The following is a 26,454-nucleotide window of genomic DNA, read 5'->3' as shown; positions in this document are numbered from 1 at the left end:
CGCCTGGACCTCAGGCGCGGCGCTTGTGCTTGGCGTCGTCCGAACGCAGCTGCTGGATGCGCTCGAAGTAACCCGGCTCGATGCCCGTCGGGTAATGCCCGTTGAAGCACGACGAATCGAAGTTGCGCAGCGCCGGATTGCCTTCACTCACCGCCGCTTCCATGTCTTCGATGTCCTGGTAGATCAGCCAGTCGCAGCCCAGGTGGGCTTCGATTTCCTCGATGCTGCGGTTGTGCGCGACCAGTTCTTCAGCGGCCGGCATGTCGATGCCGTAGATGTTCGGGTAACGCACCGGCGGTGCGGCGCTGGCCAGGTAGACCTTGCGTGCGCCGGCGTCACGCGCCATCTGCACGATCTGCTGGCTGGTGGTGCCGCGCACGATCGAGTCGTCCACCAGCAGCACCACGCGGTTGCGGAATTCCAGGTGGATCGGGTTGAGCTTGCGGCGCACCGACTTCACCCGTTCGCCCTGGCCCGGCATGATGAACGTGCGGCCGATGTAACGGTTCTTGATGAAGCCTTCGCGGTACTTCACCCCGAGCACGTTGGAGATCTCCAGCGCGGCATCGCGCGAGGTGTCCGGGATCGGGATGATGGTGTCGATGTCGTGGTCCGGGCGCAGGCGCAGGATCTTCTCGCCCAGCTTGATGCCCATGCGCATGCGCGCCTTGTGCACCGACACGTTGTCGATCATCGAATCGGGGCGTGCGAAGTACACGTACTCGAAGATGCACGGGGTGTGTTCGGCCGGCTCGGCACAGATTTCCGAGAACAGTTCGCCGCGCGCGGTGATCACCAGCGCTTCGCCCGGCTGCACGTCACGCACGCGCTGGAAGCCCAGCACGTCCAGCGCGGCCGACTCGGAGGCCACGATGTACTCGTCACCCTCGGCGTGGCTGCGCTTGCCCAGCACCAGCGGGCGGATGCCATGCGGATCGCGGAAAGCGACCAGGCCCAGGCCGAGCACCACGCTGACCACCGCATAGCCGCCCTTGCAGCGACGGTGCACACCGGCCACCGCGCGGATGGCGGCTTCCGGGCTGAGCTGGCGCTGCTGTTCCAGTTCGTAGGCGAACACGTTCAACAGCACTTCGCTGTCCGAATCGGTGTTGACGTTGCGGCGGTCCTGCTCGAACACCTGCTGGCGCAGGTCCTCGGTGTTGATCAGGTTGCCGTTGTGGGCCAGCGCGATGCCGTACGGCGAATTGACGTAGAACGGCTGCGCCTCGTCCATGCCTTCCGAACCGGCGGTCGGGTAGCGCACATGGGCGATACCGACACTGCCTTCCAGGGTGGACATGGTGCGTGCATCGAAGACATCGCGGACCAGGCCGGTGGCCTTCTGCACCCGCAGGCGGCTGCCGTTGACGGTGGCGATGCCCGCCGCGTCCTGGCCGCGATGCTGGAGGACGGTCAAGCCGTCATACAACTGCCCGGCGACGTTCTGGTTGCCGACGATTCCGACGATGCCACACATGATGCGAGGTCTCCGCTGGGCTGTGCCCAGTTACAAGGAAGGTGGCCGTACCTGGCCAGAGTTGTCGCCGCGTCTGCGGTCGACATTGGCCGGGTCGTCCGGCTCGATGCTGCCCGGTAGTGCTGGGGCGTCCGGGCGCACTTCGGCCGGATCATATGCCTCGCCCTGTTCCGCCTTCGCAGGCCGCAGCCATCCGCTGCCCGCCACTATCTGACCGAGTACGCCATTATCGCCTGTCGCCCCCGGCTTGCCCACTCCGCCGCCGGCGCTCTTGCCCAGCTCCATCAACGCAGATGGGGACAGCGCGTCCATCGGCAAGGCCTTGGGCAGCAGGTCGGCCCCCGGCACCTGCCAGTGCGGCAGCTTGTTGTTCATCCAGGCCACGGCCGGGTTCAGCACCGGACGCAGCGCCGAGCCGCGCCAGGAGGGTTCGGCGGTGAGCGGGGTGAAGCCGGCCAGCAGCAGCAGCACGGCCGCGATAAGGCCCCCACGCACGGCGCCGAGGATCCCACCCAGCAGGCGGTCCAGGCTGCCCAGCATGTTGCGGTGGACGATGGCCTTGATGACCATGCCGATCACGGCGACGACGACCATCACGCCGATGCCGACGCTGAGGTAACCGCCGATGAAATGCTCGCCGCCGGGCGCGGCCGGTGCCGCCCACCAGCGTGCGGCGTCGTTGCCGAAGGCGAAGGCCGCCCAGGCGGCCACCAGCCACGAAACGGTGCCGATGACGATGCCAACGAAGCCGCGCAGCAACCCGAGCAGGGTGGAGGCGGCGATCACGATCAGCAGCACCACGTCGATCATGGCGCCCCGCTCCTTCGGCGGCGCTGGCAACGGGGCTGCGTACAGGTCATGGGTGCGGGCGCACCATGCCGGCCACGCCGACCTTGGCGGCGACCTGCGCCTTCAACTGTTCGGCATCGGCACGATTGGCCACCGGCCCGACGCGGACCCGGTGCAGGCTGCCCTTTTCGGTGCGAACCTGCTCGACGAAGGCGCTGAAGCCTGCCGCGCGGACCTTGTCGCGCAAGGCGTTGGCGTCGTTGGCTTGGCCGAATGCGCCGAGCTGCACGGCAAAACCTACTCCGCTGGCAGCCGGCGCGGCCGGCGTCGTCGGCGGAGTGGCCGGCTTGCTGGCGGTCGCTTCCGGCTTGGGCTCGGGCTTCGGTTCCGGCTTGACCACCGGCTTGGCCGGTTCCGGCTTGGTGACCGGCGCTGTTGCTGCGGTCGGCGTGCTCGGCGGCAGGCTTTCACTGCGCACCGGGTTGCCGGTCGCCGACGGCGTAGACGCCGCGACAGGGGTACTGGCGCTCGGCGCGGGCGCCGGCGTGCTGGCCACCGGTGCGCTGGTCGAGGGCTTCGCATCGAGGGTGATGACTTCTGCCTTCACGTCGGCACGGACCTTCACCGCCTGCAGCCGGCCCGCTTCGGCCTGAGCACGGTCGGCATACGGTCCTACGCGCACGCGCCAGGCCGGGCGACCGTTGATCGATGCGGTCTCGATGAAGCCCGGAAGCTGCGAGCGCTTCAGGTAGGCGACCACTGCATCGGCGTCGGCCTGGCTGCCGTAGGCACCGAAGGTCACCGCGTAGTTGCCGGCGGCGACTGCTGGCGAGGTGTCCACGGTCGGCGGCGCAGCCGGTGCAGCGGCCTCCTCGACGGGACGGGCCTGGCCGCTCTGCAATCCGGTGGCGCCACCGGCAGGCGCGACCAGCGGCAGTTCACGGGTTTCGAACTGGCCATCTGCCGGCGCATCGGGCGCGGCGATCGGCACATTGGCCACACCGCTGTCCGGGGCCGGGCCCTTGACGAGCATCGGCAGGAAGATGACGGCCAAGGCCACCAGGACGATGGCACCAATCAGACGCTGTTTCAGGGGCGTATCCACGTAGGGCAGGCGGCAGGCTGGACGTTGCGGTCGATTATACGGGTGCGCGACCGGACGGCGTCGGTAATGGCTGAACGGCGGTCAGGCGTGGGCCTGCAGCCATTGCAGCGCAGCGGCGGCGGTATGGAAGGAACCGAACACCAGTACCCGGTCGCCGCGTTCGGCACGGGCCAGCGCCTGCGCCAGCGCCTGTTCGACCGTGTCGGCCAGCGCCGCAGAAGCTGCGGCGGTATCGGCCAAGCGCGCCTGCAGCTGCGCCGCGCTCTGCCCACGTGCCCCCTCCAGGCCGGCCAGGGTCCAATCGCCCACCACGTCCTGCAGGGCCTGCACCACGCCCACGGCATCCTTGTCCTGCAACGCGGCGTACACCGCCAGGGTGCGCCCGGGGGTCGCCTCGGCCTTCAGCGCACGCGCCAGCTGGCCGGCCGCCTGCGGGTTGTGGCCGACATCGACGCGGACCTGCACGCCATCGCGTTCGAACGCCTGCAGCCGCCCGGCGATGCGCGCTGCGGCCACGCCTGCGGCCCATGCCGCGCGCGGCACCGGCTTGTCCAGCGCACGCAGCGCCGCAATCGCCGCACCGGCGTTGGCCAGCTGGATCGGCCCGGCCAGCGCCGGGGTCGGCAGCTCCAGGCGGGTGCCGACATCGCGCCAACGCCAACGCTGTGCGTCGATCGGTTCGTAGAAATAATCGCTGCCACCGCGGATCGCATTGGCACCTACCAGATAGGCGCGCGCCAGCACGCTCGACGGCGGATCGGTCTCGCCCAGGATCACCGGCTTCCAGCCGCGGATGATGCCGGCCTTCTCGGCACCGATGGCCTCGCGGTCCTCGCCCAGCCATTCGGCATGATCGATGTCCACGGTGGTGATCACCGACACATCGGCGTCGACGATGTTGACCGCGTCCAGGCGGCCGCCAAGACCGACTTCCAGCACGGCCAGATCAAGATCGGCGTCGGCGAACAACTGCAGCGCGGCCAGCGTTCCGTATTCGAAATAGGTCAGCGTCACATCACCGCGCGCGGCCTCGACTACGTTGAACGCAGCGACCAGTGCGGCGTCATCGGCATCCTGGCCATCGATGCGCACGCGCTCGTTGTAGCGCAGCAGGTGCGGTGAGGTGTACGCACCGACCTTCCAGCCCGCAGCGCGCGCGATGGCTTCGATGAAGGCAACGGTGGAGCCCTTGCCGTTGGTACCACCGACCACGATGGTGTGCCTGGCCGGCGTGCCCAGGCCCATCGCGGTGGCCACGGTGCGCACGCGCTCCAGTCCCATGTCGATGGTGGCCGGGTGCTGGCGTTCAATGTAATCCAGCCAATCGGCCAGAGTGGTCGGGGTGTTCTTCACGGCAAGGCTTCCAACAGGTACAGGTGGTTCAGGACAGGAAATTCAGAGTGCGCGGTGCTTGGCTTCACCGAAGAACGGCGTGTGGTGGGCGCAGTCGTTCAGGCGCACCACTTCCAGGCTGTCCAGATCGGGGCCTTCAAGCAGGTTGAGGGTTGTCGGTGCCTGGCGGAAGGTCCACAGCCGCGACAGCGGCAGGCCCAGCACCTTGCACAGGATCACCCGGTTGACCGCGTCGTGGGCGACCACCAGCAGCGTGTCGTGTTCGCCAAGGCCTTCAACGGCACGGGCCAAGCCGCGCCAGCTGCGCTCCAGCACCAGGCGCAGCGACTCGCCGCCCGGCATCAGCACGGTGTCGGGCTCATTGCGCCAGGCCTGCAGGCGCGACGGATCTTTTTCGTTGATTTCGCTGGCCAGCAGACCTTCCCACTCACCGTGGGCGATCTCCTGCAGTTCCGGCTCGGTCAGCAGCATGTCGGCGCGCTCAGCGCCAAGGGCCAGCTGCGCGGTGCGCTGGGCGCGCGACAGCGGCGAGGCCACCGCACGGGTGATGTCCACCGAAACCAGGCGGGCGCCAAGCGCCTGGGCCTGGGCCTCACCGATGGGCGAAAGCGGGATGTCGATCTGGCCTTGGTAGCGGCCTTCGGCGTTCCACGGCGTTTCGCCGTGACGGGCAAGCAGGATGCGCATGCGAACAAGGGGTCCTTGGGGGAGGAGTTCCGGCGCAGTGTTCACATCCTGTGAAGTACGCGGAACAGGGATGATACCTGTTCGGCGGACCGGGCCGGACGGGGCATGAAAAAACCCCGCGACAGACGTCGCGAGGTTTCAGGTTTCCTGGCCATTCCCGCCGAGCATGGCTCGGCGCTACAACCGGCGGTCCCCGCTCACGCGGGGACGGCGGATCTCATTTGGCCAGGTTCAGTTCCTTCAGCAGCTGCGGCGCCGGCGCCACTTCCTGCATGATCCACTGCATGTAGCGGCTGTCGACGGCGATCATGCGGGTCATCACCGGGTCGAACACCCAGTTGGAGCTGACCGATTCCCAGTTGCCGTCGAAGGCCAGGCCGACCAGCTTGCCGTTGGCATCGAGCACCGGCGAACCGGAGTTGCCGCCGGTGATGTCCAGGTTGGACAGGAAGTTCACCGGTACCGAACCGATCCGCTTGTCTTCCAGGCCGCCGTAACGCTTGGCCTTGACCGCATCGAGCAGTGCCTTCGGCGAGTCGAACGGATCTTCACCGGTTTCCTTCGCCGCCACACCTTCCAGGGTGGTGAACGGGGTGTACTTCACGCCGTCCTTGCCATAGCCCATGACGTTGCCGAAGGTGATGCGCAGCGACAGGTTGGCGTCCGGGTAGACGAACTCGCCCTGGCTCTTCTTGTAGTCGGCCACGGCCTGCAGGTACAGCGGACGGGCAGTCAGCGATTCGCCTTCGCGGATCTTCTTCTGCTCTTCCTGCTTCAACAGCGCCGGCATGACGGCCACCGCGTACTGGATGGCAGGATCATTGCTGGCTTCGAAGGCAGCGCGGTCGGCCTTGAACCACTTCAGGCGGTTGTCCAGGCTGCCCAGCTCGGTGCCGCTCAGCTTGGTCACCAGAGACTTCACGGCAGTGGCATCGCTGCCGGCCAGCCACTTGTTCAACACTTCGTTGTCGCGCTGCGCGGCCGGCAGGGCCACGTACTGGTCCAGCCAGTAGGTCTGCAGCTGCTGGTCCATCTTCGCCACGTAGCGGCGATCCATCTGCTTCAGGCTGCCTTCGATGGTGGTCAGGTCACGGTCCTGGTAGCCGGCTTCGCGCTCGGCGTCCGGCTTGCTGCGCTCGATCGACAGGCGGTACAGAGTGATCGCCGCGCCGACGGCCGAGGTGTTGTTGAACTGGCCAACGAACAGGTCGCGCTCGCGCGTGGACTTGCTGGTGTCCAGGTGCTGCAGCAGCTGCGCGTGTGCGGCCAGCGCCGGCTTGCCGGCAGCGCCCTGCTTCTTCAGCCAGGCCAGCACGGCGGCTTCTTCGGCCTGCTTCTGGCCAGCGGCGTCGATGCGCTTGAAGCCTTCCAGCTGGCCCAGGTAGTTCTTGGCCACGTTGTTCATGCTGGCGGCGGTGGCGGCGTACTTCACCTTGACGTCGGCGTCGGCCTTGCCGGCGTCGGCGATCATCTTCAGCACCGCGTTGTAGTGGCGGGCGATGGTCGGGTAGGTGAAGCTGGCGGTCTCGTTGAACTCACCGGCCAGCGCGTAACGGTTGGTGCGGCCCGGGTAGCCGGCCACCATCACGAAGTCGTCGGCACCCAGCGGCGTATCGGCGAACTTCAGGAAGTGCTTGGGCTGGTACGGCACGTTGTCGGCCGAGAACGCCGCCGGCTTGCCGTCCTTGCCGACGTAGGCACGGTAGAACGAGAAATCACCGGTGTGGCGCGGCCACATCCAGTTGTCGACGTCGCCGCCGAACTTGCCGACGCTGCCCGGAGGTGCATAGACCAGGCGCACGTCCTTGATTTCCAGGTTGCGGAACAGGCGGTAGGCGTTGCCGCCGGAGAAGCTGTACAAGCGGCAGCGGAAACCGGCATCGGCTTCACAGGCGGCAACCTGGGCCTTGTCGAAGGCATCCAGCGCACGGCTGCGGGCCAGCGGGTCCTTGCCGGCGCCGGCGATGGCGGCCTTGGCCTGGGCGGTGACGTCGGTGATCTGGTCGAGCACGAACACGCGGGCGTTCGGGCCGGCACTCAGTTCATCGCTGAGCTTGGGCGCGTTGAAGCCATCCTTGATCAGGTTCTTCTGCGCGGTCGAATTCAGCTGGATCGCACCGTAGGCACAGTGGTGGTTGGTGACCACCAGGCCCTGCGGCGAGACGAAGCTGGCGGTGCAGCCGCCCAGCGCGACCACGGCGCCCATCGGGTCGCCGGTCAGGTTGGCCAGCTGTTCCGGGGACAGCTTGAGGCCGGCCTTCTGCAGCGGGCCGGCGATTTCCGGCAGCTGCTGCGGCACCCACATGCCTTCAGCGGCATGGGCGACCTGGACCAGCCCAAGGCTGGCGACGACGGAGAATGCAAGCAGGTTCGAGCGCATGGAGCGGCCCCTGGTAGTGGAACCTTCGATTGTAGCCCGCCACCCTGCCCCGCCCCGAACCCCGGAAGTCATGGGCCGGACGCCCCGATGCCCCGGTAGCAGCCAACCGCGGTTGGCACCCACGCATCCGCCGGGCATGGCCCGGCGCTACCGGGGCAGCCGCCATGCGGGGTAGCGCCGGGCCATGCCCGGCGAGCGCAGCGGCAACGTTCGAAACGCCCGCCTGCGTGCAGCTTTCGTTCCACCAATGCACCCGCAGCGCAACATGGGAAATCCGCGTAGCGCCCTATAATCCGCGCTTTCCCCCTGATGAGTTCCACCCCGATGGCGCAGCAAACGATGAAGGCCCTGGTCAAGCGCGAAGCGGCCAAGGGCATCTGGATGGAAGAGGTTCCGGTGCCGACCCCGGGCCCCAACCAGGTCCTGATCAAGCTGGAAAAGACCGCGATCTGCGGCACCGACCTGCACATCTACCTGTGGGACGAATGGAGCCAGCGCACGATCAAGCCCGGCCTGACCATCGGCCATGAGTTCGTCGGCCGCATCGCCGAGATCGGCCCGGGCGTGACCGGCTACGAGATCGGCCAGCGCGTGTCGGCCGAAGGCCACATCGTCTGCGGCCACTGCCGCAACTGCCGCGGCGGTCGTCCGCACCTGTGCCCGAACACCGTCGGCATCGGCGTCAACGTCAACGGCGCGTTCGCCGAATACATGGTGATGCCGGCCAGCAACCTGTGGCCGATCCCCGACCAGATCCCGTCCGAGCTGGCCGCCTTCTTCGACCCGTACGGCAATGCCGCGCACTGCGCGCTGGAATTCAACGTCATCGGCGAAGACGTGCTGATCACCGGCGCCGGCCCGATCGGCATCATCGCCGCCGGCATCTGCAAGCACATCGGTGCACGCAACGTGGTGGTGACCGACGTCAACGACTTCCGCCTCAAGCTGGCCGCCGACATGGGCGCCACGCGAGTGGTCAACGTTGCCAACACGTCGCTGAAGGACGTGATGAAGGAACTGCACATGGAGGGCTTCGACGTGGGCCTGGAAATGAGCGGCAATCCGCGCGCGTTCAACGACATGCTCGACTGCATGTACCACGGCGGCAAGATCGCCATGCTCGGCATCATGCCCAAGGGCGCCGGCTGCGACTGGGACAAGATCATCTTCAAGGGCTTGACCGTGCAGGGCATCTACGGCCGCAAGATGTACGAGACCTGGTACAAGATGACCCAGCTGGTGCTGTCCGGCTTCCCGCTCGGCAAGGTGATGACCCACCAGCTGCCGATCGACGATTTCCAGAAGGGCTTCGACCTGATGGAAGAAGGCAAGGCAGGCAAGGTGGTATTGAGCTGGAATTGATTCATCGTGGCTTCGCCACGTTGAATCCGCGCAGGTTTCCTTATCCCCGCGCCTGCGGCGCGCCCCCTTGAACAACAAGGGGGCTCTCACCCAGCCGGGGTCAGGAACGCGGCAGGAATTGAAAAAGGCGCCCGTTGGGCGCCTTTTTCTTTGGTGTTGCCGGCCAGCGGCCGGCACTACCGGTAACGCCTGCGGCGTTACTTTCCGACCGCCACGCTCAGCATCACCCGGCTGTGCGCCAGCTTGCCGGAGTTGTCGCGGCCATTGCCGTCGGTGCCGTAGTAGCCCAGGCCGACGTTGAACAGGCCGAACTGGCGGGCGACGCCGACATTCCAGTCGGTGTAGTCCTTGGCGATCCCATCCTCGAAGGTGCTGCGGCCGACGTTGGCGTTGAGCGTGAACTCCTTCGGCAGGCCCCAGCTGCCACCCAGGCCGAAGTACCAGCCATCGGTGCTGCTGTTCCACACGTCGTTGCTGTAGGCCACCGTCAGCTTGTAGGTGTCGTCCAGCGTGGTGGTGGTGATCAGCTCGTTGTAGTTCTGGTGGCTGGACTTGAGGTAGGTGTAACGGTTCAACAGCACGTCGAAGTTGACGCGCTCGGTCACGTCCACGCCGTAGCCGATCAGGTAGTCGACCTCGGTCTTCGGATCGCCTGCGCCGAAGTCGACGCCCGAGCCCCAGACGCCGGCATACAGGCCGACCGGGCTGGTGTAGGTGAAGCCGGCCTGCAGGGTCGGATCCTCATCGGTCTGCGACACACCACGGAACAGGTAGTCCGAGACGGCGGTGACGTTCCAGCTGTACGGAGATTCGTTGTCCTGGGCACTGGCGGCGAACGGCGCGAGGGTCAGGGCGGCGGCAATGGCGAGGCAGGCACGGGCGTGCTTCATGGGCGTCTCCGGTGGGGGCGGTGGCGTGGAAGGCGGGATCTGCAGCGGGCGCAGCGACCGGAGCCAGACAGGCCCGGTTCACGAATTTTTAACCCGTTTGCTATTGCGATGCAACATGTGCCGGCCATGGCGGTGCCCCCTCCGGCCCGGTCCGCAGCCGTCGATGCCCGGTAGAATCAGTGGTTTCCCGTGCTGAGCCGTGCCCACGCCATGACCGACTCCTCCGCCCTGACCCGCCACTATGCTGAGGAACTGGACGCCATCCGCGCCCAGGGCCTGTTCAAGTCCGAGCGCATCATCACCAGCCCGCAGTCCGCCGAGATCACCCTCGAAGACGGCCGCACGGTGCTGAATTTCTGCGCCAACAACTACCTTGGCCTGGCCGACCATCCGGACCTGATCCAGGCCGCGAAGGACGCGCTGGACAGCCATGGTTTCGGCATGGCATCGGTGCGCTTCATCTGCGGCACCCAGGACCTGCACAAGCAGCTGGAAGCACAGATCGCCGGTTTCTTCGGCAAGCAGGACACCATCCTCTACGCGGCCTGCTTCGACGCCAACGGCGGCCTGTTCGAGCCGCTGCTGGGCGAGAACGACGCGATCATCTCCGATGCGTTGAACCATGCTTCGATCATCGACGGTGTGCGCCTGTGCAAGGCCAAGCGCTTCCGCTACGCCAACTGCGACATGGCCGACCTAGAGGCGCAGCTGCAGGCCGCCGATGCTGCCGGCTGCAAGACCAAGCTGATCACCACCGACGGCGTGTTCTCGATGGATGGCTTCATCGCGCCGCTGGACGAAATCACCGCACTGGCGAAGAAGTACAACGCGCTGGTGCACATCGACGAATGCCATGCCACCGGCTTCCTCGGCGCGACGGGCCGCGGCTCGGCCGAGGTCAAGGGCGTGCTGGAGAAGATCGACATCATCACCGGCACCCTGGGCAAGGCCATGGGCGGCGCACTGGGTGGCTTCACCTGCGCCAGCGCCGAAGTGATCGAGCTGCTGCGCCAGCGTTCGCGCCCGTACCTGTTCTCCAACTCGCTGCCGCCGCACGTGGTTGCCGCCGGCATCAAGGCGTTCGAGATGCTGGCCGCAGCCGATGACCTGCGCAGCACCCTGGCCGAAAACACCACCTACTTCCGCGAGAAGATGACCGCTGCCGGCTTCGACGTGAAGCCCGGCGTGCACCCGATCAGCCCGGTGATGCTGTACGACGCACCGCTGGCGCAGAAGTTCGCCGAGCGCCTGCTGGAAGAAGGCATCTATGCGATCGGCTTCTTCTTCCCGGTGGTACCCAAGGGCCAGGCGCGCATCCGCACCCAGATCAGCGCCGCGCACAGCCGTGAGCATCTGGACCGTGCGATCGATGCGTTCACCCGCATCGGCGTCGAGCTGGGCGTGATCAAGGGCTGATCACCGGCGGGGTCGGATCCCCACGGGTAGCGCCGGGCCATGCCCGGCGGTTTCCCGATAGCCGCGCCAGGCGCTCGCCGGGCACGGCCCGGCGCTACCGAAATGACGCGCGACGCGCGTCATTTCTTTTTCTTCTTGTCCTTGGGCTCGTCCTTGCTGGCGACCACCACCGGTTTGGCGACGGCATCCTGCCCATTGCCCTTGGCCACGCGGATGCCATTGGCTTTCATCCAGGCATCGAACTGGTCGGCGGTCATCTTCTGGTCGCCGTTGCTCATCATGAAGCGATAGCTGCCGCGGCCATCCAGTTCCGGGGTCTTCACTTCAACCACCGGGGTCTCGGCCGGGCGATCGGCCTTGGCCGTTTTCTTGTGGCCGCCACACGCGGTCAACAGCACGATCGGCAACAACAGGCTGGCGCAGCGCAGGGTTTGCTTGAGGGTCGGGTGATACATGGGCAGGCTCCGTTCTGGACATTCGACAACCAGGCGCCCCCCACGCCTGGAACGGTGGCCGGCAACCGCCGGCCGTGGGCATCACTCAGCCCGGTGCAGCGGCCCCCAGCCGCTGCTGGTCGCTGACCTCCAGCGCCCGCCACTGGCCCTTGCCGAGATCGCCGAGCGTGAGCTCTCCGATCGCAACGCGGACCAGGCGCAGCACCTGCAGGTCGAAGGCCGCCAGCAGGCGACGGATATGGCGGTTGCGGCCCTCGTCGAGGACCACCTCCAACCAGGCGGTCTTGTCGCCGCTGCGCAGCACGCGCACGGCCAGGGCAAGGAGGAATTCACCCTCGTCTTCGACACCGGCGCGCAGCGCCGCCAGGGTGTCGTCATCGGGCAGGCGATCCACCTGCACGTGGTAGGTCTTCTGCGGGCCGGTCTCCGGATCGGTCAGGCGTGCAGCCCACTGCGGATCGTTGCTGAACAGCAACAGGCCTTCACTGGCCTTGTCCAGGCGACCGACCGGCGCGATCCACGGCAGGCCCGCGCCATCGAAGCAGCGGTACACCGTGTCGCGGCCACGCTCGTCCTGCACGGTGGTGACCACCCCGCGCGGCTTGTTGAGCATCAGGTACAGGCGTTGTGGTGCGCCCATCGGCTGGCCGTCGACCTCGATCGGCGGCGCCGGGCTGGCAATCGGAAATTCCGGATCACGGACGATGCGCCCGGCGACACGGACACGGCCATCGGCGATCCAGCGCGCGGCTTCGCTGCGCGAGCACACGCCGGCCTTGGACAGCACGCGCGCCAGGCCATGGCGCACGCCAGCGGAAACCGCAGGAGGATTCGCACGCCCACGCGCAGCGTGGGAGCGGGCAGCGGGGGCAGCAGGTGGGCGGCGCGTGCGCAAGCCTCTGCTCCCCGCCGCGCTTACTTCTTGTCGACCGGCTTGGTCTCAGCCGGTACTTCGGCTGCGGCCGGGGTGGCGGCCGGAACCGGACGCGCCTTGACCACGCGCACGCCGCGCGCCTTCATCCAGGCGTCGAACTCTTCGGCGGTCATGCGCTTGCCGTTCTGGCTCATGTCGAAGCGCCACGGCGTGTTGTCGAACTCGGTCTGCGGCTTGTACGCGGCCGGATCATTCGGCTTCACCGCCGGCGCACTCGGAATCGCCTTGGCGATGTTCTGGCAGCCATCGATGCGCAACCGCTGCAGCACCTGGTCCAGCGACTGGGACGGATCGTAGCTGCTGCCCAGCACGCCGCTGGCCATGCCCAGCTGGCTGCTGCGGATGTACAGCTCGTCGGCCACCGGGGCGACGGCCGTGGCCGGCAACGGCAGCGGCGAAGCGCTGGTGTTGACCGAGCAATCGACCGCAGCGTGAGCAGCAGGAACCAGGGCCAGCGCCAGAACGGCAGCCGATGCAGAGCGCAGCATGAGGGCATCCACGAAAGGAAGTGACGCGGCGAGTTTAGCAATGCCGCGTCATCTTTCAAGCGCCACTTTCAATGAATACGGCAACTCATTGGTTTCATGGGCAAATCGCCGACGAACGGTCGCCACTGAAGTGCTGATTCATCATGCCGGGCCGCACAAACAACAAGACCCGGCCGAAGCCGGGTCCTGCTGTGTCTTACTGGCAGAGCGTCAGAACTTAGTTCTGGACGTTCAGCTCGGTACGACGGTTCTTGGCGCGACCTTCCGGATTGTCCGAACCATCCGGGTTGGTGTTCGGCGCAATCGGACGGCTCTCGCCGTAGCCGATCGGACCGGCCAGACGGCCAGCGTCGACGCCGTTCTTGGTCAGGTAGTTGTACACCGCGGTGGCGCGGCGCTCCGACAGCTTCTGGTTGTAAGCGTCGGTACCCTTCGAGTCGGTGTGACCGGCGACTTCAACGCGCAGATCCGGGTAACGCTTCAGGATCTCGGTGGCTTCGCTCAGGATGGCCACAGCGTCCGGACGCAGGTTCGACTTGTCGAAGTCGAAGTTCACGCCCTTCAGGTCGATCGAGACCGGCACCGGGCAACCGTCCGGACCGATGGTCTGACCCGGCTGCGAGTTCGGGCACTTGTCGTCGCAGTTGTTGACGCCGTCACCGTCGTCATCCAGGTCGGCGCAGCTCGGGGCAACCGGAGCCGGAGCCGGAGCAGCAGCCACCGGGGCCGGGCCCAGCGGGATCACGACGCCGACCGAAGCCAGCACGTCGCCGAACCAGCTTTCGTCGCGCGCGGCGATGCTCTGGTCGTCGAAGTCAGCGCGGTAGGCCACTTCGGCGCGGACAGCAACGCGCTTGTCGAAGGTGGTCTGCAGGCCGACGCCGAGCTTGGCAGCCAGGTTGCCGTCCTTGCGGTCGGCCGGGCCGTTCGGGCCAGCTGCGTACTCTTCTTCAGACTTCTGGTAGCCCAGGCCGCCCACGATGTAGGGGTTCCAGCCGCGGCCTTCCTTGATGAAGTGGCGACGCAGATCGAACGACACGCCGTACTGCGACCAGTTCTGATCCTGGTTGGCGTCGAAGTTCGGGTTCTGGTAGTTCAGCTCACCATCCAGCGACCAGTTCGGGCTGATGAACTTGCCCAGACCCAGGGTCACGAACGGAGCGTCGTTGGTCAGACGGTCGTTATCCTGGAAGTTGAAGCCGGCCGAACCGGTCAGGTACCAGCGGTCATCGAACTCCTGCGCCGACGCAGCCTGGGCGAAAGCCAGACCGCCCAGCAGCGCGGCAGTAAGGATCTTCTTGTTCATTGAGTACAGCTCCTATTTCGGGGGTATGAAACCGGTAGAGGCATGGGCCAGCACTACTGCGTCGATGTTCAGACAGCCGATTCAGCACGCCACCGCCGCGAACATTATGCTCAGGCGGGTGAAGGTCATGTTAACAGTCCCGTAACATGTGAAGCGCTGCGCACGACCGGCCACCGGTCCGACGTTGAAACCCTATACAGGATGATGAAAATCCGCAAGACCCACACACCACAAGGGTTTGGAAGGGTTTAAGGGCCAGATGCGACAGTTTTGCCTCTGGTTTATCGCAAAGCGGTTCAGCGCGCGCCCATCGAGGTGAGGAACCTTATGATGCAGACAGGAACCGAGCTGGAGCCGCAATGAAAGCCGTCGCCCTGTGCCGTGAATCCGCCCCTGCCCTGCGCGATCTGGTGTTGCCACCACCGCAGCCGCCGCGGGGCCGTGACCTGCTGATCCGTGTCGAAGCACTTTCCGTCAATCCCGTGGATGGGAAGCTGCGTGCAGGCACGTCGGCCGCATCGCTGGATACTCCGCGCATTCTCGGCTGGGACGCGGCAGGCGTGGTCGAAGCGATGGGCGAGGAGGCCAGCCTGTTCGCCTCCGGTGACGAGGTCTACTACGCCGGTGATGTCACCCGCCCTGGCTGCAATGCGCAGTATCAGCTGGTGGATGAGCGGCTGGTGGCGCGCAAACCGACCACCCTCGACTTCGCCGAAGCAGCCGCGCTGCCGCTGACCACCCTGACCGCGTGGGAACTGCTGTTCCAGCGCATGCCCCTGCTGCTTGATGACCGCCGCCACGCCGGCCAGCGCCTGCTGGTGATCGGTGGTGCCGGCGGCGTCGGCTCGATGGCGATCCAGCTGGCCCACCACGCAGGATTCGAGGTGATTGCCACCGCCTCGCGTGAAGCCTCGATCGACTGGTGCCGGCGGATGGGCGCCCAGCATGTGATCGATCATCGCCAGCCGCTGCTGCCGCAGCTGCAGGCGCTTGGCGTCGACGACGTGCAGGTGGCACTCAATCTGGCCGATACCGACCACTACTGGGACGAACTGGGCCATCTGCTGGCGCCGCAGGGACATGTCGGCCTGATCGTCGAACCGCGCGGCCCGCTGCGCATCGGCGATCCGTACAAGGCCAAGTGCATCGGCATCCATTGGGAATTCATGTTCGCCCGCGCGCGCTTTGCCACCGCCGACCGCATCGAGCAGCACCGCATCCTCAACCGCGCCGCCAGCATGATCGATGCGGGGCAGTCGCGCGGCACGCTGAGCGAAGTGCTGGGGCCGATCAATGCGGCCAACCTGGAAACCGCCCACCAGCGCCTGGCCGGCGGCCGCACCATCGGCAAGCTGGCGCTGGCCGGCTGGGACGATTGATTGACTGCCGCGCGCACCGGGCGCTGCCCGGTGTTTCGTTGGTTGCGACCTGTGGCAGTGGATTGGCCGGCATCTGTATCTATTGAATGGCCCATTTCGGGGATAGGGTGGAAACAGATCCCCCTCCCCCCCGAGCCCGTCATGCCCACCGCCCTGCCCCTCCGCCTGCTGCAACTGATCATCGGCCTGTTCCTCTATGGCTTCGGCGCCTCGCTGATGATCCGCGCCGCGATCGGTGTCGCGCCGTGGGATGTGCTGTCGCAGGGCATCGCTGCACAGACACCGTTGTCGTTCGGCCTGGCCACCAATGTCATCGGCGCGCTGGTACTGCTGCTGTGGTGGCCGCTGCGACAGAAGCCAGGCGTCGGCACCGTGCTCAACGTGATGCTGATCGGCCCCTCGGCCCAGTTCGGGCTGTGGCTGCTGCCCCCGGCCGTCGGCCTGGGCTGGCAGGTGGCGATGTTCTGCGCCGGCATGCTGCTGGTGGCGCTGGCCACCGGCCTGTACATCGGCGCGAAGCTGGGCCCGGGCCCGCGCGATGGCCTGATGACCGGGTTGCACGCGCGCACCGGCTGGCCGATCTGGAAGGTGCGGAGCCTGATTGAAGGCAGCGTGCTGCTGCTGGGCTGGTGGCTGGGCGGCAACGTCGGCGTCGGCACGCTCGCCTTCGCGTCGCTGATCGGGCCGCTGTGCGGGATCACCCTCGGCTGGTTCGGGATCGGCCGCGTACCGGTAGTGCCGGCCGCTGGCCGGCAACCGCAGGCCCCCTGACCCATAGCGACCGGCGCTCCCCATCTGCCAGCCCTTGCCCCCGGCGCCGTTTCGCGGCACCCTTCGCGCTTCCGTACGCAAGCGTATCGACATGTCGCCAGCCAACGAAAGCGCCTACCCCCACCTGTTCGCCCCGCTGGACCTGGGCTTCACCCAGCTGCGCAACCGGGTGCTGATGGGCTCGATGCACACCGGCCTGGAAGACCGCGCACGCGACTTCCCGCGCCTGGCCGCCTACTTCGCCGAGCGTGCCGAAGGCGGTGTCGGCCTGATCGTCACCGGCGGCTTCGCACCGAACGTGGTGGGCTGGCTCAAGCCGTTCGGCGGCAAGCTGTCCTGGCCCTGGGAAGTGCGCCCGCATCGGCAGCTGACCGCCGCCGCGCACCAGCACGGCGCGAAGATCTGCCTGCAGCTGCTGCATGCCGGGCGCTATGCCTATCACCCGCTGTCGGTGGCGCCGTCGAAGCTGAAGGCGCCGATCAATCCGTTCACCCCGCGCGCCTTGTCGGCCAGCGGCGTCGAGCGGCACATCGCCGACTACGCACGCAGCGCGAAGCTGGCCCGCGAGGCCGGCTACGACGGCGTGGAAGTGATGGGCTCGGAGGGCTACCTCATCAACGAGTTCATCGCCCCGCGCACCAACAAGCGCAACGACCGCTGGGGTGGTGATGCCGCACAGCGCATGCGCTTCGCGGTGGAGATCGTGCGGCGCATCCGCGAAGCCTGTGGTCCGGATTTCATCATCATCTACCGCCTGTCGCTGGTCGACCTGGTCGAAGACGGCAGCAACTGGGAAGAGATCGTGCAGCAAGCCCAGGCCATCGAAGCCGCTGGCGCTACGATCATCAACTCAGGTATCGGCTGGCACGAAGCGCGCATTCCGACCATTGCCACGTCGGTACCGCGTGGCGCGTTCGCCAGTGTCACCGCCAAGTTGAAGCCGCATGTAAAGGTTCCGCTGGTGGCGACCAACCGCATCAACATGCCCGATGTTGCCGAGCGCATCCTCGCCGATGGCGGGGCCGACATGGTGTCGCTGGCACGCCCGCTGCTGGCCGATCCGCAGTGGCCGAACAAGGCCCGCGCCGGCCGTGCCGAGGCCATCAACACCTGCATCGCCTGCAACCAGGCCTGCCTGGACCACGTGTTCGAGAACAAGCTGGCCAGTTGCCTGGTCAACCCGCGCGCTGCCCACGAGACCGAACTGGTCTATACCCCGACCACCGCACCGAAGCGGGTGGCCGTGGTCGGCGCAGGGCCGGCCGGCCTGGCCTGCGCCACGGTCGCTGCCGAACGCGGCCACCAGGTCACCCTGTTCGATGCCAGCGAGGAGATCGGTGGCCAGTTCAACGTGGCCAAGCGCATTCCTGGCAAGGAAGAATTCCACGAGACCCTGCGCTACTTCCGCCACAAACTGGCCGAGACCGGCGTGCAGCTGCGCCTGGGCACCCGTGCCGACGCGGCCAGCCTGGCCGGTTTTGATGAGGTCGTGCTGGCCACCGGCATCGTGCCGCGCAAGGTCGATTTCCCCGGTGCCGACCACGCCAAGGTGGTGAACTACCTGGACGTGCTGCTGGGCCGGGTCGAGGTCGGTGCCAGCGCCGCCATCATCGGCGCCGGCGGCATCGGCTTCGATGTCGGCGAGTTCCTTGCCCATGACGGCCCTTCTCCATCGTTGGACCCGCAGCGCTGGATGGCCGAATGGGGCGTGGATGCCACCTTCGAGGCCCGCGGCGCACTGGCCCGGCCGGCCGTGGAAGCCTCGCCGCGCAGGCTGTGGCTGCTGCAGCGCAGCGCCGGCAAGCCCGGTGCGCGCCTGGGCAAGACCACCGGCTGGATCCACCGCGCCACGCTGAAGGCCAAGGGCGTGCGCATGCTGGGCGGTGTCGAGTACCTGGGCGTGGACGATGCGGGCCTGCGCATCCGCGTCGATGGCAGCGATCAGCTGCTGCCGGTCGACCACGTGGTGATCTGTGCCGGTCAGGAACCGCAGCGCGCGCTGCAGGCCGAACTGCAGGCAGCCGGCATCGCCGCACAGCTGATCGGCGGTGCCGATGTGGCCGCCGAACTCGATGCAAAACGTGCCATCGATCAGGGCAGCCGGGTCGCCGCCGCGCTCTGATCAATACCTGAATAGGGGCCGGAATGTGATTTCCGTCACCGGCCCCCAAGCTGAATGTCAAGCCGGACGATTCAGGATGCGTTCGGCAATGCCCCCCTACCTTGCGCCATCTTTCCGCTCACCAGCCAGTTTCCGGTGAGCCGGTGCGGACCCCGCCGATCGATCCACGATCGTGTTCTTGGGGCCGCCCACGGGGCAGCCCCGATGGCCGCCTCCCCATGACGCCAAGTCGTACCCCGCCTCCAGCAGCCTGCGCTGCCGGAACCGCCAGGTGCGTCCCACACGGAGCAAGGAGTTATATGAAACTGGCCTGGATTCTCTGGCTGTCGCAGTTGTTGCCGCAGCCGGCCGCTGATTCATTGTGTTTGAGCACCACCGTCTACCTGGAAGCCCGCGACCAGACCCTGCGCGGCCAGCAGGCCGTGGCCGAGGTCGCCCTGCGTCGTCTCGACAGCGGCCTCTGGGGCGACTCGATGTGCCAGGTGGTGACCGCGCGCAAGCAGTTCGCCCCAACCATCGTCTCCCCCGGCACCCAGCTGGGCAACGATGCGGCCTGGAGTGAAGCGATGGACGTGGCCTTCGACGCCGAGCGCAACTGGGCGCTGCCGGCCGGTGAGCGCCGCGAGATCGTACCCGGCGCCAGCCACTTCGCTGCGCTGGCGATTGCCAGCCCGAACTGGCGCAATGCGTACCAGGTGGCCACCATCGGCGATCACACCTTCTACAAAGTGCAGAACCTCAAGCCCCGGCAGTCGTAACGATCCGTTGCCGGCGGCAGCGTTGCTGCGCGCCGGTGGGCTCTGGGATAGTGGGGGTTTCCCGCCACACCCCGCCTGGAGTTCCCATGAAGCTGTACAGCAAGCCCGGTGCCTGTTCCACCGCCGACCACATCGCCCTGCAGTGGACCGGCCAGCCGTTCGAGGTCGAACTGCTGAACAAGGACACCCTGAAGGGTCCGGAATTCCTCAAGATCAATCCGGCCGGCGCCGTGCCGGCGGTCGTCGATGGCGACTTCGTGCTGCTGCAGAACGCAGCGATCATGGGCTACATCGCCGACACCTACCCGCAGGCCGGTCTCGGCGGCGATGGCAGCCCGCGCCAGCGCGCTGAAGCCACCCGCTGGCTGGCCTTCGTCAACTCCGACGTGCACCCGGCGTTCTCGCCGCTGTTCTCGCCGGGCAAGTTCATCGCCGATGAAGGGCAGTACGACGCGATCCGCGCCGCTGCACACAAGCGCCTGCGCGCACTGTTCGAGACCGCCGACAAGCAGCTGGCCGACAAGCCGTGGCTGGCCGGTTTCCGCAGCTTCGCCGATCCCTACTTCTACATCACCCTGCGCTGGGCCGCCGGCACCAAGGTTGACCTGTCGGGCCTGGACAACCTGGCCGCCTACAAGGCGCGCATGGACGCCGATCCGGGCGTGCAGGCGGCGCTGAAGGCCGAAGGCCTGGCCTGATGGAACCGGTGTCGGATCCGTTCGCAGCGCGAACGGCTCCGACTCCATCGGTACCATCGACGCGGTCAGCCGATTTCGCGGATCACTTCGCCCTTCGCATCGCGCAGGAACGTCGGCACCACTTCAACCTGCAATGTGCTCGACACCGTGTAGGTACCGCGTTGCGGCCGCACTTCATGCCAGGACTGCAACGCCGCGTCGTCCAGTAGCCAGCGCACGTTGTCGCCCTCGACCGTGGTGGCGCCATCGGTAGCAGGAACGAACTCCCATTGCCGTTCGCGGCTGACCAGCGTCAGTGCCTTGCCGTGGCGCAGGCGCAGTGGCAGCAGCTCACCCACGCTGCTGACCTGCCCCGCCCCCAGCACCAGCGTGGTGATGCCCGCCGTCTGCCGCCAGTCCAGCGTCTCGATGAACAACATGCCGGTACTGGATCCCTCACGCTCGCTGCCGGCCTGCACCTGCGCGGCCAGCGCCGGATCATCCAGCAGGTTGCCGCGATGCAGATCGGTGATCCACAACGGCATCGCCGGCTCGAGCACCTGCAGCACACCGCGCGTGGACCAGCGCTTGATCGCGTCCATTTCCCCGTCGGTCAGCCCCACCACCTGCAGGAACTGCAGCTGCCCATTGGCGGTATCGCGCGCGGGCAACTGCGGATCAGCGACGAACGCCAGATGGCAAAGCCGGGTGTCGGTCTCCAGCGCGATCGGGCCGTTGGCGTTGAGGTGGTGTCCATCCTCGAACACATTGCCGCTGCTGAACACATAGCGCGCCAGATTCTGCAGCAGGTTCATCGGCCACGCCGGCGGCGTGCTCTCCGCATGCTCGCCCTTGTCCGCAGCCAGGCGGAACGTCAGCTCGAAGCCGTAGCCACTGGTGGCCGCATCGCTGCTCTCTTTTGCATACAGTTCGGACAAACCGTAGGTGACGTAGTGCCAATGCGGAACCGGTGCTTCCACCCAGTACACGCTGATGCCGTCGAGCGGATCCTGGCCACCCAGCGTGTACGGCAACGCGGTACCGAAGTGACGCGGCTCCTGGCCGGCGTACAGCGGCGCCAATGCGGCATTGATCGCATCCCAACCGGGTGTATCGGTGTCGTCCTGCATGCGGGGCTCCTGGGCGGAAAAAGAGCGGACCACTTTACCCCGCGTGTCAGCCGGGCACGACCTCGGCGGTGACCGGTGCCAGCGACACCTGGACCTCCTGCCACCAGCGCTGGGCCAGCGCCGGGCTGCGCGCCTTGCCGATCGCGGTGATCATTTCCGGGCACAGCCGTTCCAGGGTGACCGCGTCGGTACAGCGCTCGATCTTCAACTGCATGAAGTAGCCTTTCAGGCCGAGATGGCGGCGCACGGCATCGCTCATCGCATCGTACAACTGCTGGTACAGCGCCGGATCCTGCTCGCGGCCGCTGCAGAGTCCGCGCTGCGGGGCAGGTTCGGCCCTGCCGCCGACCACTTCGATCAGGCCGAGTGCGGCCAACTGCTCCAGCGCATCCTGCGGTGCGCGCAGTCCTTCGAACAAGCCGCGCAGTTCGCTTTCATCGCGCTGACCGTCCACCATCAACAGGATCGAACGCAGCGCCGCCGGCAGGCGCCGGGCGCGGTCTTCGATCTCCTGGCGGCCAGCGGCCGTCTTGGCATGCAGCAGTGCCATAGCTCCCCCCTCCCTCGATGCGATACGCATGCGTGCCCTTGCGGGCACGCTCCCCGGGGGCGAGCTTAGCGCACCGGTGGCGGCGAGGAAGCTGCGCTGCAGCACCGCTGGATCTCTGTAGAGCCGAGCCCATGCTCGGCTGCGTGTACCTGACCCGGGCAGCCGAGCATGGGCTCGGCTCTACAGGACCGGATCAACGCCCCAGCGCGCGGCGGATCTCTTCCAGCGCACCCGGGTCGTCCAGCGTCGACAGATCGCCGGGATCGCGCTGCTCGGCCAATGCCTGCAGCGAACGCCGCAGCAGCTTGCCCGAACGGGTCTTGGGCAGCGCGTTGACCACGTGCACATGCGCTGGCCGCGCCACCGCCCCCAGCGACGCGGTCACCGTGGCCATCATCTCGGCCACCACCGCCGCCGGGTCTTCGCCATCAAGGCCCTGCTTGAGTGTCACGAACACCAGCGGCACCTGCCCCTTCAACTCGTCCTTCACTCCGATCACCGCGGCCTCGGCCACGCGCGGGTGACTGGAGATCGCCTCTTCGATCTCACGCGTGCCCAAGCGGTGGCCAGCCACGTTGATCACATCGTCGGTGCGGCCCAGGATGAAGGTATAGCCATCGTCATCGCGGATGGCCCAGTCCAGCGAGCTGTACAGCAGTTCCTTGAAGTGGCTGAAGTAACTCTGCAGGAAGCGGCTGTCGTCATTCCAGACCGTGCTCATGCAGCCCGGCGGCAACGGCGGCGTCATCACCAGCACGCCCTTCTGCCCGGCAGCCACTTCTTCACCGGTGTTCTCGTCGATCACCTTCATCCGGTAGCCGAGATTGGGGAAACCCGGTGAGCCGAAACGCACCGGTTTCATGTCCAGGCCTGGCAGCAGCGTCAATGCCGGCCAGCCGGTTTCGGTCTGCCAGTAGTTGTCGATGATCGGCTTGCCCAGCGCGTCGCTGATCCAGTGTGCGGTCGGTTCGTCCAGCGGCTCGCCAGCCAGGAACAGATACTTCAGCGCATCCAGGTCGTGCCGGTGGATGAAATCGGCGTCGTGCTTCTTCAGCACGCGGATCGCCGTCGGCGAAGAGAACATCGTGCGTACGTTGTACTGCTCGCACAGCGCCCACCAGATGCCCGGATCGGGGTTGGTCGGCAGCCCTTCGTACAGCAGCGAGGTGCAGCCGCCGATCAGCGGGCCATACACGTTGTAGGAATGGCCCACGGCCCAACCGACGTCGGAGGTGGAGAACATCACCTGCCCCTGCTTGCAGTCGAACACGGTCTGCATCGACTGCGCCATCGCCACCGCATAGCCACCGACATCGCGCTGCACGCCCTTCGGCTTGCCGGTGGTGCCGGAGGTATACAGCAGGTAGCTGGGCTCGCTCGATTCCAGCCATTGCACCGGCACATCGGTCTGCCCGATCTGCGCACGCAGGCTGGCGTACTCGACATCACGCCCTTCGATGCGGGGCTCGGCCGGGTCCAGCCCGCGCGACACGATCAGCACGCGCGGCGGCGGATTGCTGGCTTCGGCGCAGGCGGCATCGACCATCGCCTTGTACGGAATGAGCTTGCCGCCACGCATACCGGCATCTGCAGCGATCAGCAGCTTCGGCTTGGCATCGTCGATGCGCAGCGCGAGGTTGTGCGCGGCGAAACCACCGAACACCACCGAGTGCACCGCACCGATACGTGCACAGGCAAGCATGGCGAACACGGCCTCGGCCATGTTCGGCATGTAGATCACCACGCGGTCGCCGTGGCCGACACCAAGGTGTTTCAGCACGGCGGCGAAGTCGTTCACTTCGCGATACAGCTGGCGATAGGTGATTTCACGGGTGCTGTTGGTTTCGGTGGAGATGGCGACCAGCGCAAGCTGGTCCGGGCGGTCGGCCAGATGCCGGTCGACGGCGTTGTAGCAGAGATTGGTTTCGCCACCGACGAACCAGCGCCGGAACGGCGGGTTGCTGTAGTCGAGCACCTGTTGCGGTGGCTTGTGCCAATGGATGCGCTTGGCTTCCTCGCCCCAGAATGCCTCCGGCTCGTCGATCGAACGGCGGTAGGTTTCCTCGTAGTTCATGACGCAGCCCTCCCAGACAAAGTCATGGTTCGAGCATAGTCCGGCGCTGGCGCGCGGGCCGCCCTACCTTGGTAGGGGGTGTGTTGCCGGCAGGGCTGCGCCCTGCACCCGCCGAGGCCGGAGCAACGGCAACGGCAAAAGCGTGCAGTCCGTGGGATGGCGGGGAGGGGGCAGATGGCGGGGGTCGCTGCAAGTACGTCCATGTAAGCTCGGTCGCGCCATCCATGGCGCTCACGCCCCCGCCATCTGCCCCCTCCCCGCCTCCGACAATTTCCCGCTGCTGTTGGGCTGCTGTTGGTAGCTGTCGACCTTGGTCGACACGTAGATCCACGCCATGCGTGGATGCTTTTCGATGAATTGTCGAAATATTCGATTCCGATGGATTTGATCCACGCAAAGCGTGGACCCATCGGCCATCGGAAATCTGTCGAAGGTGGGGCGGTGTCGGATTGCGGGGTGTCAGCCGCATGGATGCGGCTGCCAAGCCTACAGGGACGTACTTGCGGCGTCCCCGCAATCCGACACCGCCCCGCCAACCCACGGAATCCCGCTGTTGCTGTTGCCGTTGATTCGGCAGGTGCAGGGCGCAGCCCTGCCGATACACCCACTCTCTAGAACGGAGTCGCAGACTCGAACGCGAGCGCCTCGCCCGTCACCGGATGGGTGAACTGCAGCTTCCGCGCATGCAGGTGCACGCGCTGCGCGGCGTCCGCGCCGTACAGCACGTCGCCGACGATGGGATGACCGAGGCTGGCCATGTGCAGGCGCAACTGGTGGCTGCGGCCGGTGACCGGCTCCAGTTCAACACGCGTGCGTTGCGCCGCGATGTCACGCGACAGTACGCGCCACCGGGTCAGTGCCGGCTTGCCGCGTTCGTGGTCGACCATCTGCTTCGGGCGGTTCGGCCAGTCGACGATCAGCGGCAGATCCACTTCACCCGCATCTCCTTCAAGCAGCCCCTGCACGATGGCTTCATAACGCTTGCCCACCTCGCGCTTCTCGAACTGCATCGACAGCGCCACCTGCATGTCCTTGCCACGCGCGTGCAGCAGCAGGCCGGAGGTGACCTGGTCCAGGCGATGCACGGTCAGCGCATCGGCATACACCGCCTGCAACCGCGCGACCACGCAGTCCTGGTTCTCCGCCGAGCGGCCGGGCACGGACAGCAGGCCGGCAGGCTTCTCGGCCACCAGCAGCGCCTCGTCGATGTAATGCAGGTGGATCATGTCGTTGCCAGGTGCTCCATACGAAAACGGGGAAGCCGAAGCCTCCCCGTTTCCTGCGTACCGGCCAACGGCCGGCACCTACCCTGATGGAAAACGTGCCGGCAAGCTGCCGGCACAGACCGCATCAGCCCAGCAGGTGGGCGACGCCGGCGCGCTCTTCTTCCAGCTCGGCCAGGGTCTTGTCGATGTACTTCTGGCTGAAGTCGTCGACCGGCAGATCCTTGACCAGGGTGTACTCGCCGTTCTCGGTGGTGACCGCGAAGCCGAAGATCACGCCTTCCGGAATCCCGTAGGAACCGTCGGACGGCACGCCCATGGTGACCCACTTGCCGTTGCTGCCCAGCACCCAGTCACGCACGTGGTCGATCGCTGCGTTGGCGGCCGAAGCAGCCGAGGATGAGCCACGGGCTTCGATGATCGCCGCGCCGCGCTTGCCGACGGTCGGGATGAAGGTGTTGGCGTTCCACTCCTGGTCGTTGATCGCATCGGCGATCGACGCACCATCGGCGGTGGCGAAACGGTAGTCCGGGTACATGGTCGGGCTGTGGTTGCCCCACACCACCAGCTTCTCCATGCCGGCAACCGGCTTGCCGAGCTTGGTCGACAGCTGGCTCAGCGCACGGTTGTGGTCCAGGCGCAGCATGGCGGTGAAGTTGCGCGGGTTCAGGTCCGGTGCCGACTTCATCGCGATGTAGGCGTTGGTGTTGGCCGGGTTGCCGACCACCAGCACCTTCACGTCACGCTTGGCGACCTTGTTCAGTGCGGCGCCCTGGGCGGTGAAGATCTTTGCGTTTTCCAGCAGCAGATCCTTGCGCTCCATGCCCGGGCCGCGCGGACGCGCGCCGACCAGCAGGGCGATGTCGGCGTCCTTGAAGGCGACTTCAGCATCGTCGGTGCCGACCATGCCGGCCAGCAGCGGGAACGCGCAGTCTTCCAGTTCCATCATCACGCCCTTCAGGGCGGCCTGGGCCTTGTCGACCGGCAGCTCCAGCAGCTGCAGGATGACCGGCTGGTCCTTGCCCAGCATTTCACCGGAGGCGATACGGAACAGCAGGGCGTAGCCGATCTGGCCGGCGGCGCCGGTCACGGCAACACGAACAGGTGCTTTCATGGGGATTTCCTCTG

Annotated in this window: 23 protein-coding genes; 7 read left to right on the top strand and 16 right to left on the bottom strand. The window is 66.6% G+C overall.

The window, feature by feature from the left end; all coding sequences use genetic code 11:
* Positions 1 to 10: 10 nt before the first annotated feature.
* The 6 genes from purF to HFK18_RS00270 form a co-directional block, all read right to left on the bottom strand.
* A complete protein-coding gene (gene purF / locus HFK18_RS00295; protein ID WP_025878104.1) occupies positions 11 to 1,477 on the bottom strand; it encodes an amidophosphoribosyltransferase in 1,467 nt (488 codons plus the stop codon).
* Positions 1,478 to 1,507: 30 nt separating this feature from the next.
* A complete protein-coding gene (locus HFK18_RS00290) occupies positions 1,508 to 2,287 on the bottom strand; it encodes a CvpA family protein (RefSeq protein ID WP_180163714.1) in 780 nt (259 codons plus the stop codon).
* Between the two features lie 46 nt (positions 2,288 to 2,333).
* Positions 2,334 to 3,371 carry an SPOR domain-containing protein gene (locus HFK18_RS00285; RefSeq protein ID WP_180163713.1) on the bottom strand — a complete coding sequence of 346 codons (1,038 nt, stop codon included), beginning with the start codon at positions 3,369 to 3,371 and terminating at the stop codon, positions 2,334 to 2,336.
* A gap of 81 nt (positions 3,372 to 3,452) precedes the next feature.
* Complete coding sequence (gene folC / locus HFK18_RS00280) at positions 3,453 to 4,724, bottom strand: bifunctional tetrahydrofolate synthase/dihydrofolate synthase (protein ID WP_180163712.1); 1,272 nt, start codon at positions 4,722 to 4,724, stop codon at positions 3,453 to 3,455.
* 42 nt (positions 4,725 to 4,766) lie between these two features.
* Complete coding sequence (locus HFK18_RS00275; RefSeq protein ID WP_180163711.1) at positions 4,767 to 5,411, bottom strand: histidine phosphatase family protein; 645 nt, start codon at positions 5,409 to 5,411, stop codon at positions 4,767 to 4,769.
* Between the two features lie 217 nt (positions 5,412 to 5,628).
* Entirely contained in the window at positions 5,629 to 7,791 is a 2,163-nt protein-coding gene (locus HFK18_RS00270) for a S46 family peptidase (protein ID WP_180163710.1), read from the bottom strand.
* 339 nt (positions 7,792 to 8,130) lie between these two features.
* Here HFK18_RS00270 and tdh point away from each other — a divergent pair, with 339 nt between their 5' ends.
* Positions 8,131 to 9,153: an L-threonine 3-dehydrogenase gene (tdh, locus tag HFK18_RS00265; protein ID WP_032952044.1), complete on the top strand. Its 1,023-nt coding sequence runs from the start codon at positions 8,131 to 8,133 to the stop codon at positions 9,151 to 9,153.
* Positions 9,154 to 9,350: 197 nt separating this feature from the next.
* Here tdh and HFK18_RS00260 read toward each other — a convergent pair whose 3' ends face one another.
* Positions 9,351 to 10,043 carry a TorF family putative porin gene (locus HFK18_RS00260; protein WP_089239045.1) on the bottom strand — a complete coding sequence of 231 codons (693 nt, stop codon included), beginning with the start codon at positions 10,041 to 10,043 and terminating at the stop codon, positions 9,351 to 9,353.
* Between the two features lie 210 nt (positions 10,044 to 10,253).
* Here HFK18_RS00260 and kbl point away from each other — a divergent pair, with 210 nt between their 5' ends.
* Complete coding sequence (gene kbl / locus HFK18_RS00255) at positions 10,254 to 11,459, top strand: glycine C-acetyltransferase (RefSeq protein WP_180163709.1); 1,206 nt, start codon at positions 10,254 to 10,256, stop codon at positions 11,457 to 11,459.
* A gap of 119 nt (positions 11,460 to 11,578) precedes the next feature.
* Here the strand turns inward: kbl and HFK18_RS00250 are convergent, their stop codons facing one another.
* The 4 genes from HFK18_RS00250 to HFK18_RS00235 all read right to left on the bottom strand — a co-directional run bounded on the left by HFK18_RS00250 (position 11,579) and on the right by HFK18_RS00235 (position 14,642).
* A complete protein-coding gene (locus tag HFK18_RS00250) occupies positions 11,579 to 11,914 on the bottom strand; it encodes a hypothetical protein (protein ID WP_180163708.1) in 336 nt (111 codons plus the stop codon).
* 85 nt (positions 11,915 to 11,999) lie between these two features.
* The gene (locus HFK18_RS00245) at positions 12,000 to 12,809 is read right to left on the bottom strand and encodes a pseudouridine synthase (RefSeq protein ID WP_180163707.1); all 810 of its coding nucleotides are present in this window, start codon (positions 12,807 to 12,809) and stop codon (positions 12,000 to 12,002) included.
* Between the two features lie 20 nt (positions 12,810 to 12,829).
* A complete protein-coding gene (locus HFK18_RS00240) occupies positions 12,830 to 13,336 on the bottom strand; it encodes a hypothetical protein (protein WP_049467667.1) in 507 nt (168 codons plus the stop codon).
* Positions 13,337 to 13,553: 217 nt separating this feature from the next.
* Positions 13,554 to 14,642 carry an OmpA family protein gene (locus tag HFK18_RS00235; RefSeq protein ID WP_176021648.1) on the bottom strand — a complete coding sequence of 363 codons (1,089 nt, stop codon included), beginning with the start codon at positions 14,640 to 14,642 and terminating at the stop codon, positions 13,554 to 13,556.
* A gap of 359 nt (positions 14,643 to 15,001) precedes the next feature.
* Between HFK18_RS00235 and HFK18_RS00230 the strand changes: the two genes are divergently transcribed.
* The 5 genes from HFK18_RS00230 to HFK18_RS00210 all read left to right on the top strand — a co-directional run bounded on the left by HFK18_RS00230 (position 15,002) and on the right by HFK18_RS00210 (position 20,370).
* Entirely contained in the window at positions 15,002 to 16,021 is a 1,020-nt protein-coding gene (locus HFK18_RS00230; RefSeq protein ID WP_180163706.1) for a zinc-binding alcohol dehydrogenase family protein, read from the top strand.
* A 141-nt stretch (positions 16,022 to 16,162) separates the two neighbouring features.
* Positions 16,163 to 16,792 (top strand): hypothetical protein, encoded by a 630-nt coding sequence (locus HFK18_RS00225; RefSeq protein ID WP_180163705.1) that lies wholly within the window; start codon positions 16,163 to 16,165, stop codon positions 16,790 to 16,792.
* Between the two features lie 91 nt (positions 16,793 to 16,883).
* Complete coding sequence (locus HFK18_RS00220; protein WP_180163704.1) at positions 16,884 to 18,914, top strand: NADPH-dependent 2,4-dienoyl-CoA reductase; 2,031 nt, start codon at positions 16,884 to 16,886, stop codon at positions 18,912 to 18,914.
* A 299-nt stretch (positions 18,915 to 19,213) separates the two neighbouring features.
* Complete coding sequence (locus HFK18_RS00215; RefSeq protein WP_025878087.1) at positions 19,214 to 19,672, top strand: cell wall hydrolase; 459 nt, start codon at positions 19,214 to 19,216, stop codon at positions 19,670 to 19,672.
* A gap of 86 nt (positions 19,673 to 19,758) precedes the next feature.
* Positions 19,759 to 20,370, top strand: coding sequence for a glutathione S-transferase N-terminal domain-containing protein (locus tag HFK18_RS00210; RefSeq protein WP_100463223.1), 612 nt, complete (start codon positions 19,759 to 19,761; stop codon positions 20,368 to 20,370).
* Positions 20,371 to 20,435: 65 nt separating this feature from the next.
* On the opposite strand, the gene HFK18_RS00205 is transcribed toward HFK18_RS00210, so the two are convergent.
* The 5 genes from HFK18_RS00205 to HFK18_RS00185 all read right to left on the bottom strand — a co-directional run bounded on the left by HFK18_RS00205 (position 20,436) and on the right by HFK18_RS00185 (position 26,440).
* Positions 20,436 to 21,479, bottom strand: a complete 1,044-nt coding sequence (locus HFK18_RS00205; RefSeq protein ID WP_180163703.1) for a suppressor of fused domain protein — start codon at positions 21,477 to 21,479, stop codon at positions 20,436 to 20,438.
* 46 nt (positions 21,480 to 21,525) lie between these two features.
* The gene (locus HFK18_RS00200) at positions 21,526 to 22,029 is read right to left on the bottom strand and encodes a hypothetical protein (protein ID WP_180163702.1); all 504 of its coding nucleotides are present in this window, start codon (positions 22,027 to 22,029) and stop codon (positions 21,526 to 21,528) included.
* 193 nt (positions 22,030 to 22,222) lie between these two features.
* Positions 22,223 to 24,103, bottom strand: coding sequence for a propionate--CoA ligase (gene prpE, locus HFK18_RS00195; RefSeq protein WP_180163701.1), 1,881 nt, complete (start codon positions 24,101 to 24,103; stop codon positions 22,223 to 22,225).
* 611 nt (positions 24,104 to 24,714) lie between these two features.
* The gene (locus HFK18_RS00190) at positions 24,715 to 25,329 is read right to left on the bottom strand and encodes an RluA family pseudouridine synthase (RefSeq protein WP_180163700.1); all 615 of its coding nucleotides are present in this window, start codon (positions 25,327 to 25,329) and stop codon (positions 24,715 to 24,717) included.
* Positions 25,330 to 25,453: 124 nt separating this feature from the next.
* On the bottom strand, positions 25,454 to 26,440 hold the full coding sequence (locus tag HFK18_RS00185) for a malate dehydrogenase (RefSeq protein WP_025879435.1): 987 nt from the start codon (positions 26,438 to 26,440) through the stop codon (positions 25,454 to 25,456).
* Positions 26,441 to 26,454: the final 14 nt, after the last annotated feature.

Origin of the sequence: Stenotrophomonas sp. SbOxS2, from assembly GCF_013416715.1 — a bacterium.
GTDB classification, from domain to species: domain Bacteria; phylum Pseudomonadota; class Gammaproteobacteria; order Xanthomonadales; family Xanthomonadaceae; genus Stenotrophomonas; species Stenotrophomonas lactitubi.
Note: the sequence above shows the minus strand (reverse complement) of the source record. Positions and strands in the feature narration are given on the sequence as shown.

Coding starts and splice junctions, on each gene's coding strand:
- HFK18_RS00210 (WP_100463223.1), top strand. CDS start 19,759: ATGAAGCTGTACAGCAAGCCCGGTGCCTGTTCCACCGCCGACCACATC.
- prpE (WP_180163701.1), bottom strand. CDS start 24,103: ATGAACTACGAGGAAACCTACCGCCGTTCGATCGACGAGCCGGAGGCA.
- HFK18_RS00205 (WP_180163703.1), bottom strand. CDS start 21,479: ATGCAGGACGACACCGATACACCCGGTTGGGATGCGATCAATGCCGCA.
- HFK18_RS00185 (WP_025879435.1), bottom strand. CDS start 26,440: ATGAAAGCACCTGTTCGTGTTGCCGTGACCGGCGCCGCCGGCCAGATC.
- HFK18_RS00250 (WP_180163708.1), bottom strand. CDS start 11,914: ATGTATCACCCGACCCTCAAGCAAACCCTGCGCTGCGCCAGCCTGTTG.
- HFK18_RS00190 (WP_180163700.1), bottom strand. CDS start 25,329: ATGATCCACCTGCATTACATCGACGAGGCGCTGCTGGTGGCCGAGAAG.
- HFK18_RS00270 (WP_180163710.1), bottom strand. CDS start 7,791: ATGCGCTCGAACCTGCTTGCATTCTCCGTCGTCGCCAGCCTTGGGCTG.
- kbl (WP_180163709.1), top strand. CDS start 10,254: ATGACCGACTCCTCCGCCCTGACCCGCCACTATGCTGAGGAACTGGAC.
- HFK18_RS00220 (WP_180163704.1), top strand. CDS start 16,884: ATGTCGCCAGCCAACGAAAGCGCCTACCCCCACCTGTTCGCCCCGCTG.
- HFK18_RS00275 (WP_180163711.1), bottom strand. CDS start 5,411: ATGCGCATCCTGCTTGCCCGTCACGGCGAAACGCCGTGGAACGCCGAA.
- HFK18_RS00200 (WP_180163702.1), bottom strand. CDS start 22,029: ATGGCACTGCTGCATGCCAAGACGGCCGCTGGCCGCCAGGAGATCGAA.
- HFK18_RS00260 (WP_089239045.1), bottom strand. CDS start 10,043: ATGAAGCACGCCCGTGCCTGCCTCGCCATTGCCGCCGCCCTGACCCTC.
- HFK18_RS00235 (WP_176021648.1), bottom strand. CDS start 14,642: ATGAACAAGAAGATCCTTACTGCCGCGCTGCTGGGCGGTCTGGCTTTC.
- tdh (WP_032952044.1), top strand. CDS start 8,131: ATGAAGGCCCTGGTCAAGCGCGAAGCGGCCAAGGGCATCTGGATGGAA.
- HFK18_RS00215 (WP_025878087.1), top strand. CDS start 19,214: ATGAAACTGGCCTGGATTCTCTGGCTGTCGCAGTTGTTGCCGCAGCCG.
- HFK18_RS00290 (WP_180163714.1), bottom strand. CDS start 2,287: ATGATCGACGTGGTGCTGCTGATCGTGATCGCCGCCTCCACCCTGCTC.
- purF (WP_025878104.1), bottom strand. CDS start 1,477: ATGTGTGGCATCGTCGGAATCGTCGGCAACCAGAACGTCGCCGGGCAG.
- HFK18_RS00230 (WP_180163706.1), top strand. CDS start 15,002: ATGAAAGCCGTCGCCCTGTGCCGTGAATCCGCCCCTGCCCTGCGCGAT.
- HFK18_RS00240 (WP_049467667.1), bottom strand. CDS start 13,336: ATGCTGCGCTCTGCATCGGCTGCCGTTCTGGCGCTGGCCCTGGTTCCT.
- HFK18_RS00225 (WP_180163705.1), top strand. CDS start 16,163: ATGCCCACCGCCCTGCCCCTCCGCCTGCTGCAACTGATCATCGGCCTG.